Source organism: Pseudomonas sp. TREG-RG-20F-10-E-6-01, from assembly GCF_022662455.1.
GTDB lineage: Bacteria > Pseudomonadota > Gammaproteobacteria > Pseudomonadales > Pseudomonadaceae > Aquipseudomonas.
In genome coordinates, this window is sequence record NZ_JAKNQP010000010.1 from 84,622 (window position 1) to 101,719 (window position 17,098).

The 17,098-nt window shown below is 57.9% G+C and carries 14 protein-coding genes and 2 tRNA genes; 15 read left to right on the forward strand and 1 reads right to left on the reverse strand.

The window, feature by feature from the left end:
* Positions 1-123: 123 nt before the first annotated feature.
* The 4 genes from carA to L8K08_RS24075 all read left to right on the forward strand — a co-directional run bounded on the left by carA (position 124) and on the right by L8K08_RS24075 (position 5,493).
* The gene (carA, locus tag L8K08_RS24060; protein WP_242200400.1) at positions 124-1,260 is read left to right on the forward strand and encodes a glutamine-hydrolyzing carbamoyl-phosphate synthase small subunit; all 1,137 of its coding nucleotides are present in this window, start codon (positions 124-126) and stop codon (positions 1,258-1,260) included.
* Positions 1,261-1,365: 105 nt separating this feature from the next.
* A complete protein-coding gene (gene carB / locus L8K08_RS24065) occupies positions 1,366-4,587 on the forward strand; it encodes a carbamoyl-phosphate synthase large subunit (RefSeq protein ID WP_145162157.1) in 3,222 nt (1,073 codons plus the stop codon).
* Positions 4,584-5,060, forward strand: a complete 477-nt coding sequence (gene greA / locus L8K08_RS24070) for a transcription elongation factor GreA (RefSeq protein WP_083356716.1) — start codon at positions 4,584-4,586, stop codon at positions 5,058-5,060. The genes carB and greA overlap by 4 nt, the downstream gene beginning before the upstream one ends.
* Positions 5,061-5,088: 28 nt before the next feature.
* Positions 5,089-5,493, forward strand: coding sequence for an MFS transporter (locus L8K08_RS24075; protein WP_106579259.1), 405 nt, complete (start codon positions 5,089-5,091; stop codon positions 5,491-5,493).
* 8 nt (positions 5,494-5,501) lie between these two features.
* Here the strand turns inward: L8K08_RS24075 and L8K08_RS24080 are convergent, their stop codons facing one another.
* On the reverse strand, positions 5,502-5,810 hold the full coding sequence (locus L8K08_RS24080; protein WP_106579258.1) for a YhbY family RNA-binding protein: 309 nt from the start codon (positions 5,808-5,810) through the stop codon (positions 5,502-5,504).
* Positions 5,811-5,916: 106 nt separating this feature from the next.
* Here L8K08_RS24080 and rlmE point away from each other — a divergent pair, with 106 nt between their 5' ends.
* From rlmE to infB, 11 genes are all read left to right on the forward strand, one after another.
* A complete protein-coding gene (gene rlmE, locus L8K08_RS24085; RefSeq protein ID WP_034117848.1) occupies positions 5,917-6,567 on the forward strand; it encodes a 23S rRNA (uridine(2552)-2'-O)-methyltransferase RlmE in 651 nt (216 codons plus the stop codon).
* Between the two features lie 200 nt (positions 6,568-6,767).
* On the forward strand, positions 6,768-8,678 hold the full coding sequence (gene ftsH / locus L8K08_RS24090) for an ATP-dependent zinc metalloprotease FtsH (protein ID WP_106579257.1): 1,911 nt from the start codon (positions 6,768-6,770) through the stop codon (positions 8,676-8,678).
* Positions 8,679-8,686: 8 nt separating this feature from the next.
* Positions 8,687-9,538 (forward strand): dihydropteroate synthase, encoded by an 852-nt coding sequence (folP, locus tag L8K08_RS24095; protein ID WP_242200402.1) that lies wholly within the window; start codon positions 8,687-8,689, stop codon positions 9,536-9,538.
* Between the two features lie 16 nt (positions 9,539-9,554).
* Complete coding sequence (gene glmM, locus L8K08_RS24100; RefSeq protein ID WP_145162150.1) at positions 9,555-10,892, forward strand: phosphoglucosamine mutase; 1,338 nt, start codon at positions 9,555-9,557, stop codon at positions 10,890-10,892.
* A 66-nt stretch (positions 10,893-10,958) separates the two neighbouring features.
* Positions 10,959-11,714, forward strand: coding sequence for a triose-phosphate isomerase (gene tpiA, locus L8K08_RS24105; protein ID WP_003194193.1), 756 nt, complete (start codon positions 10,959-10,961; stop codon positions 11,712-11,714).
* A gap of 4 nt (positions 11,715-11,718) precedes the next feature.
* Complete coding sequence (secG, locus tag L8K08_RS24110; RefSeq protein ID WP_010206600.1) at positions 11,719-12,102, forward strand: preprotein translocase subunit SecG; 384 nt, start codon at positions 11,719-11,721, stop codon at positions 12,100-12,102.
* 22 nt (positions 12,103-12,124) lie between these two features.
* Positions 12,125-12,210, forward strand: a tRNA-Leu gene (locus L8K08_RS24115).
* Positions 12,211-12,306: 96 nt separating this feature from the next.
* Positions 12,307-12,383: transfer RNA gene (locus tag L8K08_RS24120), tRNA-Met, on the forward strand.
* Positions 12,384-12,523: 140 nt separating this feature from the next.
* A complete protein-coding gene (gene rimP / locus L8K08_RS24125; RefSeq protein WP_003235029.1) occupies positions 12,524-12,982 on the forward strand; it encodes a ribosome maturation factor RimP in 459 nt (152 codons plus the stop codon).
* Positions 12,983-13,029: 47 nt separating this feature from the next.
* Positions 13,030-14,511 carry a transcription termination factor NusA gene (gene nusA, locus L8K08_RS24130; RefSeq protein ID WP_008057419.1) on the forward strand — a complete coding sequence of 494 codons (1,482 nt, stop codon included), beginning with the start codon at positions 13,030-13,032 and terminating at the stop codon, positions 14,509-14,511.
* 27 nt (positions 14,512-14,538) lie between these two features.
* A complete protein-coding gene (gene infB / locus L8K08_RS24135) occupies positions 14,539-17,064 on the forward strand; it encodes a translation initiation factor IF-2 (RefSeq protein ID WP_145162144.1) in 2,526 nt (841 codons plus the stop codon).
* The last annotated feature ends 34 nt before the right edge of the window (positions 17,065-17,098 follow it).

The following is a 17,098-nucleotide window of genomic DNA, read 5'->3' on the forward strand; positions in this document are numbered from 1 at the left end:
TAGTGTGTCCACTAAAAGCGCGCAGAATAATTCAGTGAAGAAGCGGGGTGACGTGTCCATACGTCACTCCGCTTTTTTACAACCTGCGATCGCCCTTTCAGGCTTTATTTACGGGAGGTCTTCTTGACTAAGCCAGCCATACTCGCCCTTGCTGATGGCAGCATTTTTCGCGGCGAAGCCATTGGAGCCGACGGTCAAACCGTTGGAGAGGTAGTGTTTAACACTGCCATGACCGGCTATCAGGAAATCCTTACCGATCCTTCCTACGCCCAACAGATTGTTACCCTGACCTATCCGCACATCGGCAACACCGGTACTACACCGGAAGACGTCGAGTCTGATCGTGTCTGGTCGGCTGGTCTGGTCATTCGTGACCTGCCGCTGGTTGCGAGCAACTGGCGTAACACGATGTCGCTGTCCGATTACCTGAAAGCCAACAATGTTGTGGCAATCGCCGGTATCGACACGCGCCGCCTGACACGCATCCTGCGTGAAAAAGGCTCGCAGAACGGCTGCATCATGGCGGGTGACAATATTTCCGAAGAAGCGGCGATTGCCGCAGCGCAAGGCTTCCCTGGCCTGAAAGGCATGGACCTGGCGAAAGTTGTCAGCACCAAAGAGCATTACGAGTGGCGCTCCACTGTCTGGGACTTGAAGACCGACAGCCACGAGACCATCGCCGCTGCCGACCTGCAATACCACGTGGTCGCCTACGACTACGGGATCAAGTACAACATCCTGCGCATGCTGGTTGAGCGCGGTTGCCGCGTGACCGTGGTGCCGGCGCAAACCCCGGCCAGCGACGTGCTGGCCCTGCAGCCGGACGGTGTGTTCCTGTCCAACGGCCCGGGTGACCCCGAGCCTTGCGACTACGCCATCAAAGCGATCAAGGAAGTGCTGGAAACCGAGATTCCGGTATTCGGTATCTGCCTCGGTCACCAGCTGCTGGCCCTGGCCTCCGGCGCCAAGACCCTGAAAATGGGTCACGGCCACCACGGCGCCAACCACCCTGTGCAAGACCTGGACACTGGCGTTGTGATGATCACCAGCCAGAACCATGGTTTTGCGGTGGATGAAGCGACTTTGCCGGCTAACGTTCGCGCTATTCACAAGTCGCTGTTCGACGGTTCCCTGCAAGGCATCGAGCGCACCGACAAGAGCGCGTTCAGCTTCCAGGGCCACCCTGAAGCCAGCCCGGGCCCGAACGACGTAGCGCCGCTGTTCGACCGTTTCATCAATGAGATGGCCAAGCGACGCTGACTGAGCGGCCTGCGGGCGGCCCCGAATGTCGGTGGCCCCCGCAGGCTCTTCAAAGAGTGTTCAAGACGGCTTGCCGACTGACCTGCGGATTTGAGTGACAAACCCATGCCAAAACGTACAGACATAAAAAGCATCCTGATTCTCGGCGCTGGCCCGATCGTGATCGGCCAGGCCTGCGAATTCGACTACTCCGGCGCCCAGGCCTGTAAAGCCCTGCGCGAAGAGGGTTACCGCGTCATCCTGGTGAACTCGAACCCGGCCACCATCATGACCGACCCGGACATGGCCGACGCCACCTACATCGAGCCGATCAAGTGGCAGACCGTTGCCAAGATCATCGAGAAAGAGCGTCCGGACGCGCTGCTGCCAACCATGGGCGGCCAGACCGCACTGAACTGCGCCCTGGACCTGGAGCGCGAAGGCGTCCTGGAAAAATTCGGCGTAGAGATGATCGGCGCCAACGCCGACACCATCGACAAGGCTGAAGACCGCTCGCGTTTCGACAAGGCCATGAAGTCCATCGGCCTGGATTGCCCGCGTTCCGGTATCGCCCACAGCATGGAAGAGGCCAATGCGGTCCTCGAAAAGCTGGGCTTCCCGTGCATCATCCGTCCGTCCTTCACCATGGGCGGCACCGGTGGCGGTATTGCCTACAACCGTGAAGAGTTCGAAGAAATCTGCGCCCGTGGTCTGGACCTGTCGCCGACCAAAGAGCTGCTGATCGACGAATCCCTGATCGGCTGGAAAGAGTACGAGATGGAGGTTGTCCGCGACAAAAAGGACAACTGCATCATCGTCTGCTCGATCGAAAACTTCGACCCGATGGGCGTGCACACCGGTGACTCGATCACCGTTGCTCCGGCACAGACCCTGACGGACAAGGAATACCAGATCATGCGTAACGCCTCGTTGGCGGTACTGCGTGAGATCGGCGTTGAAACCGGCGGTTCCAACGTTCAGTTCGGTATCTGCCCGGACACCGGCCGCATGGTCGTGATCGAGATGAACCCGCGTGTATCGCGTTCTTCGGCGCTGGCATCGAAAGCCACCGGCTTCCCGATTGCGCGTATCGCTGCCAAGCTGGCGATCGGTTACACCCTGGACGAGTTGCAAAACGAAATCACTGGCGGCGCTACGCCGGCATCCTTCGAGCCGTCCATCGACTACGTCGTGACCAAGCTGCCACGTTTTGCCTTCGAGAAGTTCGCCAAGGCTGACGCTCGCCTGACCACCCAGATGAAATCCGTCGGTGAAGTCATGGCCATCGGCCGGACTTTCCAGGAGTCCCTGCAGAAAGCCCTGCGTGGCCTGGAAGTGGGTGTTTGCGGTCTGGACGAGAAGCTCGACCTGAGCAACCCGGAAAGCATGAGCGTGCTCAAGCGCGAGCTGACCGTGCCGGGCGCCGAGCGTATCTGGTACGTGGCCGATGCTTTCCGCGCCGGCATGACTGTCGAACAAATCTTCGGCATGAACATGATCGACCCGTGGTTCCTGGTGCAGATCGAAGATCTGATCAAGGAAGAAGAGAAGGTCAAGACCCTTGGTCTGTCCTCCATCGACCGCGACCTGATGTTCCGCCTCAAGCGCAAAGGTTTCTCCGACCAGCGTCTGGCCAAGCTGCTGGGTGTGACCGAGAAGAACCTGCGCACGCATCGCCACAAGCTGGATATCTTCCCGGTCTACAAGCGCGTTGACACCTGCGCGGCCGAGTTCGCCACCGACACTGCATACCTGTACTCCACCTATGAGGAGGAGTGCGAAGCCGCACCGTCGGGCCGCGACAAAATCATTATTCTGGGCGGCGGTCCAAACCGTATCGGCCAGGGCATTGAGTTCGACTACTGCTGCGTACACGCCGCTCTCGCCCTGCGCGAAGACGGGTACGAGACCATCATGGTCAACTGCAACCCGGAAACCGTTTCCACTGACTACGACACTTCCGACCGTCTGTACTTCGAGCCGGTCACCCTGGAAGACGTGCTGGAAATCTGCCGCGTCGAGAAGCCAAAAGGCGTGATCGTCCAGTACGGTGGCCAAACTCCGCTGAAACTGGCTCGCGCCCTGGAAGCAGCCGGCGTGCCGATCATCGGCACCAGCCCTGACGCCATCGACCGTGCCGAAGACCGTGAGCGCTTCCAGCAGATGGTTGAGCGCTTGAGTCTGCGTCAGCCGCCTAACGCCACCGTGCGCAGCGAAGACGAAGCCATCCGCGCAGCCAGCAAGATCGGTTACCCGCTGGTGGTGCGTCCGTCCTACGTATTGGGCGGCCGTGCGATGGAAATCGTCTACGAAGAAGAAGAACTCAAGCGTTACCTGCGTGATGCGGTGAAAGTGTCCAACGACAGCCCGGTGCTGCTGGACCACTTCCTCAACTGCGCCATCGAGATGGATGTGGATGCTGTCTGCGACGGTACCGACGTAGTGATCGGCGCGATCATGCAGCACATCGAGCAGGCGGGCGTTCACTCCGGTGACTCCGCATGCTCGCTGCCGCCATACTCGCTGCCGGCGCACATCCAGGACGAGATGCGCGAGCAGGTCAAGAAAATGGCTCTGGAACTGGGCGTGGTCGGCCTGATGAACGTTCAGTTGGCGCTGCAAGGCGAAGACATCTACGTCATCGAAGTCAACCCGCGTGCTTCGCGTACCGTGCCATTTGTTTCCAAGTGCATCGGCGTTTCTCTGGCGATGATTGCTGCCCGTGTGATGGCCGGTAAGACCTTGAAGGAAATCGGCTTCACCAAGGAAATCATTCCTAACTTCTACAGCGTGAAAGAGGCGGTGTTCCCCTTCGCCAAATTCCCTGGTGTGGACCCGATCCTGGGCCCAGAGATGAAGTCCACCGGTGAAGTGATGGGCGTGGGCGACACCTTCGGTGAAGCGTTCGCCAAAGCCCAGATGGGTGCAAGCGAAGTGCTGCCGACCGGCGGTACCGCGTTCATCAGTGTGCGTGATGATGACAAGCCGCTGGTTGCAGGCGTGGCCCGTGATCTGATCAACTTGGGCTTTGAAGTCGTGGCCACCGCCGGGACCGCCAAGCTGATTGAAGCTGCCGGCCTGAAAGTGCGTCGCGTGAACAAGGTGACGGAAGGCCGTCCGCACGTGGTCGACATGATCAAGAATGACGAAGTCACCCTGATCATCAACACCACTGAAGGTCGCCAGTCGATCGCGGACTCCTACTCCATCCGTCGTAATGCCTTGCAGCACAAGATCTACTGCACCACCACCATTGCTGCTGGCGAAGCCATCTGCGAAGCGCTCAAGTTCGGTCCGGAAAAGACCGTGCGTCGCTTGCAGGATCTACACGCAGGATTGAAGGCATGACCAAATACCCAATGACCGTCCAGGGCGCCAAGGCCCTGGAAGAGGAACACGCCCATCTGACCAAGGTTGTCCGTCCGAAGCTGAGCCAGGATATCGGTACGGCCCGCGAGCTGGGTGACTTGAAGGAAAACGCTGAATACCATGCTGCTCGCGAGCAGCAAGGTATGGTCGAAGCGCGGATCCGTGACATTGAAGGCCGTATGCAGAACGCGGTGATCATCGACGTCACGACCATCCCGCATACCGGCAAGGTGATTTTCGGTACCACCGTGGAAATCGCCAACGTCGAGACGGATGAGCGCGTTGTTTACCACATCGTCGGCGAGGACGAAGCTGACTTCAAACTCGGCAAGATCTCGGTTGGTTCGCCTCTTGCTCGCGCCTTGATTGCCAAGGAAGAGGGTGATGTGGTGGCGGTGAAAACGCCCGGTGGCGTGATCGAGTACGAGATTGTTGAAGTTCGTCACATCTGAAAGACGGCGCCCGCTTCGTGCGGGCGCCATGCTTTGGCAGCTTGCCCAGATGCTTTGGGTGGGCGGCGTGTGGTTGTTACACATTGGTTTACTGCCGACGCTGGGCCTGATTGGCCTGGCGCCGTTGCTGATCGATGAAATCGACGGATTGCTCAGCGCGCTGCTGGTAGGTTTTGCGGCGGCGTGCGTGACGCTCCAGGTGCTGGTGCTGATCAAGGCCGAGGGCTTGGGGAGTTTGTGGCGGGATATTCGCGGCCAACTGCTGTTGATGGCGCTGTACGCATGCGCAATGTTTTGCGTGGTGCATACGTGGCTGCCGGAAGCGTTGCGCTGGCAGCTATTCAGCTATCTTGTGCTAGGGTTCTCCGGCTTGGTGCTGGTTTTACAACCGGCGCCAGGATGGAGTGGCGGGGCGCGCGAAGCACGCCCGTGACCCTTTTGTTACTTGAAGCGGTGTACGTTCGACAGTTGCTTGTTGACGCTGAAGTTCTTGCGATACAGCAGCGCCATCTTGCCGATGACCTGAACCAGATCCGCTTTGCCGACCTTGCACAGTTCTGCAACGGCGGCCAAACGCGCTTCGCGGTCAAGGATGTTGACCTTGATCTTGATCAGTTCGTGATCGCCCAATGCGCGTTCAAGTTCGGCTAACACACCTTCAGTCAAACCGTTGTCTGCCACAATCAGAACTGGTTTCAGATGGTGGCCAATGGATTTGTACTGTTTCTTCTGCTCTTGAGTGAGCGGCATAATCTGACCCCTGCGTCTGATCTTGTAAAAAGCGGCGGCCAGTTTACCCGAGCGAGTCCGGGACCGCCCAGTTAATCACGACCCGTTTTATTTTTCGAGGTGGCCCGTGGCCCGTTCCAAAACTAGCCTTAAGTGGCTGCAAGAGCATTTCAACGATCCTTACGTCAAAAAGGCGCAAAAGGACGGGTACCGTTCGCGGGCCAGCTACAAGCTCCTTGAGATCCAGGACAAGGACAAATTGATTCGCCCCGGCATGAGCGTTATTGATCTTGGCGCGGCCCCTGGTGGCTGGTCCCAAGTGACCAGTCGTCTGATTGGTGGGCAGGGCCGCTTGATCGCTTCCGACATCCTGGAAATGGACAGCATCCCGGATGTGACCTTTGTTCACGGTGACTTCACCCAGGACGCCGTGCTCGCAGAGATCCTCGAGGCAGTGGGAAATTCGCAGGTAGACCTTGTGATTTCCGACATGGCCCCCAATATGAGTGGATTACCGGCCGTCGATATGCCGCGCGCAATGTTCCTGTGTGAACTGGCGCTGGATTTGGCGGGTCGGGTGTTGCGTCCGGGTGGTGATTTTTTGGTGAAAGTCTTCCAGGGTGAAGGTTTTGACGAGTACCACAAGAACATCCGCAAGTTGTTCGACAAGGTGCAAACGCGCAAGCCAGACTCTTCTCGGGACAGGTCTCGGGAGCAATACCTGCTGTGCCGCGGCTTCCGCGGTGTTGAAGGTGCGGCGAGTGAAGAGCGTTTTTGAGGAATTCGAGGAAGGCGATAGGTTTTTTTATATCGCTTTCGTCACGAAGCTTTACGAATATTGTGTAGTCAAAGTTTCACAAAGGGTTACAGACGGCGCCTGCCAGAGTTGTAGGTAATGTAGTAAGTTAGGCCGGTGAATATCATGCGAAGCGCGCGCCAGTAGCGGAGCTTGCTTCAGAGGGTAGTTAATTGAACGATATGGCAAAGAATCTGATCCTGTGGTTGATCATCGCGGCAGTCCTGGTGACGGTGATGAACAACTTCTCCAGCCCTAACGAGCCGCAGACCCTCAACTATTCCGACTTCATCCAGCAAGTTAAGGATGGCAAGGTCGAGCGCGTAGCGGTTGATGGCTACGTGATCACCGGCAAACGCAACGATGGCGACAGCTTCAAGACCATTCGTCCGGCTATCCAGGACAACGGTCTGATCGGCGATCTGGTGGATAACCACGTAGTCGTTGAAGGCAAGCAGCCTGAGCAGCAGAGCATCTGGACTCAACTCCTGGTCGCCAGCTTCCCGATCCTGGTGATTATCGCCGTGTTCATGTTCTTCATGCGCCAGATGCAAGGCGGTGCGGGAGGCAAGGGCGGGCCGATGAGCTTCGGCAAGAGCAAGGCGCGCCTGCTCTCCGAGGATCAGGTCAAGACCACCCTGGCTGACGTTGCAGGTTGCGACGAAGCCAAGGAAGAAGTCGGTGAGTTGGTCGAGTTCCTGCGCGATCCGGGCAAGTTCCAACGCCTGGGCGGCCGTATTCCACGCGGCGTACTGATGGTTGGTCCTCCGGGTACCGGTAAAACCTTGCTGGCCAAGGCGATTGCCGGCGAAGCCAAAGTGCCGTTCTTCACCATTTCCGGTTCTGACTTCGTCGAAATGTTTGTTGGTGTGGGTGCCAGCCGTGTTCGCGATATGTTCGAACAGGCCAAGAAGCACGCACCGTGCATCATCTTCATCGATGAAATCGACGCTGTTGGTCGCCATCGTGGTGCTGGCATGGGTGGCGGTCACGATGAGCGTGAGCAGACCCTCAACCAGTTGCTGGTGGAGATGGACGGCTTCGAAATGAATGACGGCATCATCGTCATTGCTGCGACTAACCGTCCTGACGTACTGGACCCTGCGCTGCTGCGTCCAGGTCGTTTTGACCGTCAGGTCGTGGTTGGCCTGCCGGATATCCGCGGTCGCGAACAGATTCTGAAAGTGCACATGCGCAAAGTGCCGATGGGCGACGATGTTGCACCTGCTGTGATTGCTCGTGGTACGCCAGGCTTCTCGGGTGCAGACCTTGCCAACCTGGTGAACGAGGCTTCGTTGTTCGCTGCCCGTACCGGCAAGCGCATCGTTGAAATGAAAGAGTTCGAGCTGGCAAAAGACAAGATCATGATGGGCGCCGAGCGCAAATCCATGGTCATGTCCGAAAAAGAGAAGCAGAACACCGCTTATCACGAAGCCGGTCACGCCATTGTGGGTCGTGTTGTGCCTGAGCATGACCCGGTCTACAAAGTGTCGATCATCCCTCGTGGTCGCGCGCTGGGTGTCACCATGTTCCTGCCGGAAGAGGATCGTTACAGCCTCTCCAAGCGAGCGCTGATCAGCCAGATCTGCTCGCTGTACGGTGGTCGAATTGCTGAAGAAATGACCTTGGGCTTTGACGGTGTGACCACCGGTGCCTCCAACGACATCATGCGTGCCAGCCAGATTGCACGAAACATGGTGACCAAGTGGGGCTTGTCGGAAAAACTCGGTCCATTGATGTATGCCGAGGAAGATGGCGAAGTGTTCCTGGGGCGTGGCGGCGGCGGTCAAAGCGCCAGCTTCTCCGGTGAGACGGCCAAGCTGATCGACTCCGAGGTGCGCAGCATCATTGATCAGTGCTACGGCACTGCCAAGCAGATCCTGACTGACAACCGCGACAAGCTGGATGCCATGGCTGATGCGCTGATGAAGTACGAGACCATTGACGCCGACCAGATCGACGACATCATGGCCGGTCGTACGCCTCGTGAGCCTCGCGACTGGGAAGGCGGTTCAGGCACCTCTGGCACCCCGCCAGTGGTTCAGAACGAACGCCCTGAAACCCCGATCGGTGGCCCTGCGGCTGACCACTAAGGTTTGAAATGACTTCTGCGTCGTCCTCCACCCGGTTGCCTTGCGGCAACCGGGTTCTTGATTTGGCCCATACACACGTCATGGGCATTCTTAATGTAACCCCTGATTCCTTTTCCGACGGCGGCCGTTTCAGTCAGCAGGACGCCGCGTTGCGTCACGCCGAGGCTATGGTGCTGGCGGGGGCAACGTTGATTGATGTTGGTGGCGAATCGACTCGCCCGGGAGCACGTGTTGTTTCTCCCCTGGAGGAGCTGGAGCGCGTCGCGCCGATAGTTGAGCGTATCGCCCGCGAGCTTGATGTCATCATCTCGGTTGATACATCTACGCCGGCGGTAATGCGTGAAACGGCACGCCTGGGGGCGGGCCTGATCAACGATGTGCGCTCCCTGCAGCGAGAAGGTGCCCTGTATGCAGCGGCGGCAACCGGCCTGCCGGTGTGCCTGATGCATATGCTGGGAGAGCCCGGCAACATGCAAGACAGCCCGCACTACGACGACCTGGTAGGTGAGGTGAGTGGGTTTCTCGCCGAACGAATCGCTCAGTGCGCCACAGCGGGAATCGCTGCCGAAAAGATCATCCTTGATCCCGGTTTTGGGTTTGCCAAGACGCTCCAGCACAATTTGAGTCTCTTTAAGCATATAGAAGCCCTGCATGCCCTTGGTCGGCCCTTGTTGGTCGGTGTTTCGCGCAAGAGCATGATAGGGCTGGCCTTGAATCGCCCGGTGGGCGAGCGGCTGTACGGCGGTCTGGCGCTTGCTGCGCTTGCCATGACCAAAGGTGCGCGAATTTTGCGCGTGCATGATGTCGCCGAGACAGTCGATGTGGTGCGTATGATTGCCGCTGTAGAATCAGCCGAATAAGAATGACGGAGCACTTATGACTAAAAAATATTTTGGCACCGACGGTATTCGCGGTCGGGTCGGCGAATTTCCGATTACTCCTGATTTCATGCTCAAGCTGGGCTGGGCGGCAGGCATGGCGTTCCGCAGCATGGGCGCTTGCCGCATTCTGGTGGGCAAGGACACCCGTATTTCGGGTTATATGTTCGAATCGGCGCTGGAGGCAGGTTTGTCCGCCGCCGGTGCTGATGTGATGCTGTTGGGGCCAATGCCTACGCCTGCGATCGCTTACCTGACGCGTACCTTTCACGCTGAAGCCGGGATCGTGATCAGTGCGTCGCACAATCCCCACGATGACAACGGCATCAAGTTCTTCTCGGGCCAGGGCACCAAGTTGCCGGACGAGATCGAGTTGATGATTGAAGAGCTGCTGGATGCACCGATGACGGTGGTTGAGTCCAGCAAGCTGGGCAAGGTGTCGCGTATCAACGACGCATCAGGCCGTTATATCGAATTTTGCAAAAGCAGCGTTCCGAGCAGTACCAATTTTGCCGGGCTGAAGATCGTTGTCGACTGCGCCCATGGTGCAACCTATAAAGTGGCTCCGAGTGTATTCAAAGAGCTGGGTGCGGACGTGACGGTGCTTTCGGCGCAACCGAACGGCTTGAACATCAATGAAAATTGCGGCTCCACCCACATGGGGCAGTTGCAGGCGGCCGTTCTGGCTGAGCATGCCGACCTGGGCATCGCCTTTGATGGCGATGGCGACCGTGTGTTGATGGTGGACCACACCGGTACCGTGGTTGATGGCGATGACCTGCTGTTTATCATTGCTCGCGACCTGCATGAGCGTAACAAGCTGCAAGGCGGTGTCGTCGGCACATTGATGAGCAATCTTGGGCTTGAGCTCGCTCTGGCTGAGCTGGGTATTCCGTTCGTACGCGCCAACGTCGGTGACCGGTATGTGATCGCCGAGCTGCTGGAGCGTAACTGGCAGGTGGGGGGTGAAAACTCCGGGCATGTTGTCTGCTTCCAGCACACCACCACGGGCGATGCCATTATTGCTGCTCTGCAAGTGTTGTTGTCGTTGCGTCGCCGTGAAGAGAGCTTGGCTCAGGCGCGACAGGCGCTGCGTAAGTGCCCGCAAGTTCTGCTCAATGTGCGTTTTGCCGGTGGCGAAAACCCGATCGAGCACCCTGCTGTCAAAGACGCGTGCGAGCGCGTAACCCTGGCAATGGCGGGGCGTGGACGGGTGCTGTTGCGCAAGTCCGGCACAGAGCCTCTGGTGCGCGTCATGGTCGAAGGCGAAGACGAAACACAGGTTCGCGGCCATGCCGAAGACCTGGCAAAACTGGTAACTGAAATTTGCGCCTGAATTCGGCTTGCCAGTGATGATGTGGTTGGGTAACATCTGCGCCCACTTTGACCGACGAGGTACAGCATGCGTCGCACTATGGTAGCTGGTAACTGGAAGATGCACGGTACCCGCGCCAGTGTCGCTGAGCTGATCAATGGCCTTCGTCACTTGGCCCTGCCTAGCGGTGTTGATGTTGCGGTTTTCCCGCCTTGCTTGCATATCAACCAGGTTGTTGATGGCTTGAAAGGTAAGTCGATTCAGGTCGGCGCGCAGAATTCTGCGGTGGAGCCCATGCAAGGTGCGTTGACCGGCGAGATTTCGCCGAGTCAGCTGGTAGATGCGGGTTGTTCCTATGTGCTTGTCGGGCACTCCGAGCGCCGTCAGATGATGGGCGAGCGTGATGGGACACTCAACCGCAAGTTCGCAGCGGCACAGGCTTGTGGCTTGATTCCAGTGTTGTGCATAGGGGAGACCCTGGAGCAACGTGAATCGGGCAAGACTCTTGAAGTTGTCTCGCGTCAGCTGGGCAGCATCATCGAGGAGCTGGGTGTTGGTGCATTTGCAAAGGCAGTCATTGCTTACGAGCCGGTCTGGGCCATTGGCACCGGACTGACTGCTACGCCGCAACAGGCGCAGGATGTGCACGCAGCCATCCGCGCTCAGTTGGCGGCAGAGAATTCTGAAGTCGCGCAAGGTGTGCGGCTTCTATACGGCGGCAGCGTGAAGGCGGCCAATGCGGTCGAACTGTTCGGCATGCCGGATATCGATGGGGGGCTCATTGGTGGAGCTTCCCTGAATGCAGATGAGTTCGGTGCGATCTGTCGCGCCGCGGGAAACTGAAAAAATGCTGGAAACAGTCGTAGTCGTTTTTCATCTGTTGGCTGCCCTGGGCGTAGTTGCCCTGGTTTTGTTGCAACAGGGTAAAGGTGCGGATGCTGGTGCGTCTTTCGGTGCAGGTGCTTCAAATACTGTGTTCGGAAGCCAAGGTTCCTCTACCTTTCTTAGTAAGTTTACTGCTATACTTGCCGCCGGTTTCTTCATAACCAGCTTGGGGTTAGGTTACTTTGCTAAAGAGAAAGCTCATGTGCTGACTCAAGTAGGTCTCCCAAACCCAGCAGTGTTGGAAGTACCAAAAGCAAAACCGGCTTCTGATGATGTCCCGGTGCTTCAAGAGCAAAAGTCGGCTACTCCAGCGACTGACGTACCTCCAGCTCAAGAGCAGAAGTAAGAAGGGTTGTAAACGCTGTATTGCCGAGGTGGTGGAATTGGTAGACACGCAACCTTGAGGTGGTTGTGCCCATAGGGTGTAGGGGTTCGAGTCCCCTTCTCGGTACCAATTATCAGGAGAGCCCGCTGTTGCGGGCTTTCTTGTAGGTGGAAGGTTACATTGACCCTGTAAGGGATCGGTCGTATACTTCCGCCCCAGCTTTGTCGCGGGGTGGAGCAGTCTGGTAGCTCGTCGGGCTCATAACCCGAAGGTCGTCGGTTCAAATCCGGCCCCCGCAACCAGTTTTAGCGGAGCCCCTTTTAAGGGGCTTTTTGTTAGCTGGACACTTTCAACGCCGCTGTTCGACGGCGTTTCAAGGATGGGCGTTTCGCCCATTTTTTTATTTTGCACAGCATGCACATACATGCACGAGGGGGTTCAGGTGTCGAGCAAGCTAGAAGAGTTGCAGGCCTTGTTGGCCCCGGTGGTCGTGGCCCTAGGCTATGAATGCTGGGGTATTGAGTTTTCGGCTCAAGGTCGCCACTCAATGTTGCGCGTTTATATCGATAAAGAGGGCGGCGTGCTGGTGGACGATTGTGCCATTGTCAGCCGTCAGATCAGCGGTGTCCTGGATGTTGAAGATCCGATTTCCGTTGAATACACCCTCGAAGTTTCCTCGCCAGGCATGGAACGCCCACTGTTCACTATTGATCAGTTTGCAAAATTTGCCGGTGAACAAGTGAAGATCAAGCTGCGCTCTCCCTTTGAAGGGCGACGCAACTTTCAGGGCCTTCTGCGCGGTGTAGAAGAACAGGATGTCGTGGTGCAGGTAGAAGACCATGAATTCCTGTTGCCGATCGATATGATCGACAAGGCCAACATTATTCCCAGTTTTGACTGAGACGCGGATCCCGCGGATCCAATGGCTTGCGAAAGGCGAGGCGTACGATGAGCAAAGAAGTACTGCTGGTTGTTGAGTCGGTATCCAATGAAAAGGGCGTACCGGCAAACGTGATTTTTGAAGCGCTGGAGCTGGCCCTGGCCACTGCTACCAAAAAGCGTTTTGAAGACGAAGTTGATCTGCGTGTGGAAATCAACCGCCACACCGGTGCCTATGAGACTTTCCGTCGCTGGACGGTCGTCGAAGAAGCCGATCTTGATGATCCGGCCATCGAAACCTGGCCAAGCAAGGTTGCCGAAACGCACCCTGGCGCCAAGGTCGGTGATGTCGTCGAAGAAAAGATCGAGTCGATCGAATTCGGCCGTATTGCTGCACAGACCGCCAAGCAGGTCATCGTGCAGAAGGTTCGCGAAGCTGAGCGCGCTCAAGTCGTTGACGCTTATCGCGAGCGCCTGGGTGAAATCATCTCCGGTACCGTGAAAAAAGTTACCCGCGACAACGTGATCGTTGACCTGGGCAACAACGCTGAAGCGTTGCTGGCCCGCGAAGACATCATCTCTCGCGAAACCTTCCGTGTCGGCGTGCGTCTGCGTGCGCTGCTCAAGGAAATCCGCACCGAGAACCGCGGCCCTCAGTTGATCCTGTCGCGTACCGCGCCGGAAATGCTGATCGAGCTGTTCCGTATCGAAGTGCCGGAAATTGCCGAAGGCCTGATCGAAGTCATGGCTGCGTCCCGCGACCCGGGCTCGCGCGCCAAGATCGCGGTCCGCTCCAAGGACAAACGCATCGACCCGCAGGGCGCTTGCATTGGTATGCGCGGTTCGCGCGTCCAGGCAGTGTCGGGCGAGTTGGGCGGTGAGCGTGTGGACATCGTCCTGTGGGACGATAACCCGGCGCAGTTCGTAATTAACGCCATGTCGCCGGCTGAAGTGGCGGCAATTATCGTTGACGAAGATGCCCATGCAATGGACATCGCCGTTGGCGCAGATAATCTGGCTCAGGCCATTGGTCGTGGTGGTCAGAACGTGCGTCTGGCCAGCCAACTGACCGGCTGGACCCTGAACGTGATGACCGAATCGGACATCCAGGCTAAGCAGCAAGCTGAAACCGGTGACATCCTGCGCAACTTCATCGACGAGCTGGAAGTCGACGAAGACCTGGCGCAGGTGCTGGTAGATGAAGGCTTCACCAGCCTGGAAGAGATTGCCTACGTACCGTTGGAAGAAATGCTCAACATCGACGGCTTTGACGAAGACACCGTCAACGAGCTTCGCGCTCGGGCCAAGGATCGTTTGTTGACTAAAGCCATCGCTACTGAGGAAAAGCTGGCAGACGCCCATCCGGCCGAAGACCTGCTCTCGCTTGAGGGTATGGACAAGGATTTGGCGATGGAACTGGCGGTGCGCGGCGTAATTACCCGCGAAGACCTGGCCGAGCAGTCTATTGACGATCTGCTCGACATCGACGGCATTGACGATGATCGTGCCGGCAAGTTGATCATGGCCGCCCGAGCCCATTGGTTCGAGTAACTAGGCGCGGCCTGAGGAGAGAAGTGCATGACGCAAGTCACGGTGAAACAACTGGCCGATGAGGTCAAAACACCGGTAGAGCGCCTGTTGCAGCAGATGCGTGAGGCAGGTCTGCCGCACACCGCCGCCGATGAAGGTGTGAGCGACAGTGAGAAGCAGTCTTTGCTGACTCACTTGAAGAGCAGCCACAAGGCGAAAGTGGAAGAACCGCGCAAGATTACATTGCAGCGCAAAACCACCAGCACCCTGCGTGTTGCTGGTAGCAAGAGCATCAGCGTTGAAGTACGCAAGAAGAAAGTCTTCGTACAGCGCAGCCCGGAAGAAATCGAAGCCGAGCGCAAACGCGAACTGGATGAACGTCGCGCAGTAGAAAATGCTGCTCGTCAGAAGGCTGAAGAAGAAGCCAAGCGTCGCGCCGAAGAAGAAGCGCGCCGCCAGCCTGCTGCTGCGCAACCTGCTGGTACTGACGCGGTCGCCGCTCCTGCAGCGCCTGTTGAAGCGGTGCGTGAGGCTGCTCCGGTTGCCGCTGCACCTGCTCCTGCAGCAGACGCTCGCAAGCGCGACGAGCCTCGTCGTCCGGACAAGCCACGTGCCGACGATAACAATCGTCGCGGTGGTGGTGGCGATGGCGAGCGTAAAAACGCCCCACATCGTGCCTCGGTCAAAGAGAAAGCGCCTGCTCCACGCGTTGCCCCACGTACTACCGACGAAGAAAGCGATGGCTTCCGTCGTGGTGGTCGCGGCAAGGCCAAGCTGAAAAAGCGCAACGCCCACGGTTTCCAGAGCCCAACCGGCCCTGTCGTGCGTGATGTGCAGATCGGCGAGACCATCACAGTTGGCGACCTCGCCAATCAGATGTCGGTCAAGGCTGCTGAAATCATCAAGTTCATGTTCAAACTGGGTACTCCAGCGACCATCAACCAGGTACTGGACCAGGAAACTGCCCAACTGGTTGCTGAAGAGCTGGGCCACAAAGTGACCCTGGTCAGCGACACCGCCCTGGAAGATTCCCTGGCCGAGTCCCTGAAGTTTGAAGGTGAGTCATTCTCCCGTGCGCCAGTTGTGACCGTAATGGGCCACGTTGACCACGGTAAGACCTCGCTGCTCGACTACATCCGTCGTGCCAAGGTAGCTGCTGGCGAAGCCGGCGGTATCACCCAGCACATCGGTGCATACCACGTTGAAACCGAACGCGGCATGGTCACTTTCCTCGACACCCCTGGTCACGCCGCGTTTACCGCAATGCGTGCCCGTGGTGCCAAGGCGACTGACATCGTGATTCTGGTGGTTGCAGCGGACGACGGCGTGATGCCGCAGACCATTGAAGCTGTCCAGCACGCCAAGGCCGCTGGTGTTCCATTGGTTGTTGCCGTGAACAAAATCGACAAGCCGGGCGCCGATCTCGATCGCATCCGTAGCGAACTGTCGGTTCACGGCGTGACGTCCGAAGAGTGGGGCGGTGATACGCCGTTCGTTTCGGTCTCGGCAAAGGTCGGTACCGGTGTAGACGAACTGCTCGAAGCGGTCCTGCTGCAAGCTGAAGTACTCGAGCTGAAAGCAACGCCATCGGCCCCGGGTCGCGGTGTTGTGGTTGAATCGCGTCTCGACAAAGGTCGTGGCCCGGTTGCAACCGTTCTGGTTCAAGACGGTACGCTGCGCCAAGGCGACATGGTACTGGTTGGTTCGAACTACGGCCGTGTACGTGCCATGCTCGACGAGAACGGCAAGCCAATCAAGGAAGCCGGTCCTTCCATCCCTGTCGAGATTCTCGGCCTGGACGGTACCCCGGACGCTGGCGACGAGATGAGCGTAGTAGCCGACGAGAAGAAAGCCCGTGAAGTGGCTCTGTTCCGTCAAGGCAAGTTCCGCGAAGTCAAACTGGCCCGTGCTCACGCTGGCAAGCTGGAAAACATCTTCGAAAACATGGGCCAGGCAGAGAAGAAGACGCTTAACATCGTCCTCAAATCTGACGTCCGTGGTTCCCTCGAAGCGTTGAACGGCGCCTTGAACGGCTTGGGTAACGACGAAGTGCAAGTGCGCGTTGTCGGTGGCGGTGTCGGTGGTATCACCGAGTCCGACGCCAACCTGGCACTGGCTTCCAACGCTGTACTGTTCGGCTTCAACGTGCGTGCCGATGCTGGCGCTCGCAAGATCGTCGAGCAGGAAGGCCTGGACATGCGTTACTACAACGTCATCTACGACATCATCGAAGACGTCAAGAAAGCCCTTACCGGTATGCTTGGCAGCGACGTTCGGGAGAATATCCTGGGTGTTGCCGAGGTGCGTGACGTGTTCCGCTCGCCGAAATTTGGCGCGATCGCCGGTTGCATGGTTATCGAAGGTGTTGTGCACCGTAACCGTCCAATCCGTGTACTGCGTGAAGACATCGTTATCTTCGAAGGCGAGCTGGAATCCCTGCGCCGCTTCAAGGATGACGCTTCCGAAGTGCGTGCCGGCATGGAATGCGGTATCGGCGTCAAGAGCTACAACGACGTCAAAGCTGGCGACAAGATCGAAGTCTACGAGAAGGTTCAGGTTGCTCGCAGCCTCTAACTCGCGCACTTCCGGAGCCACGCGACGCGTGGGC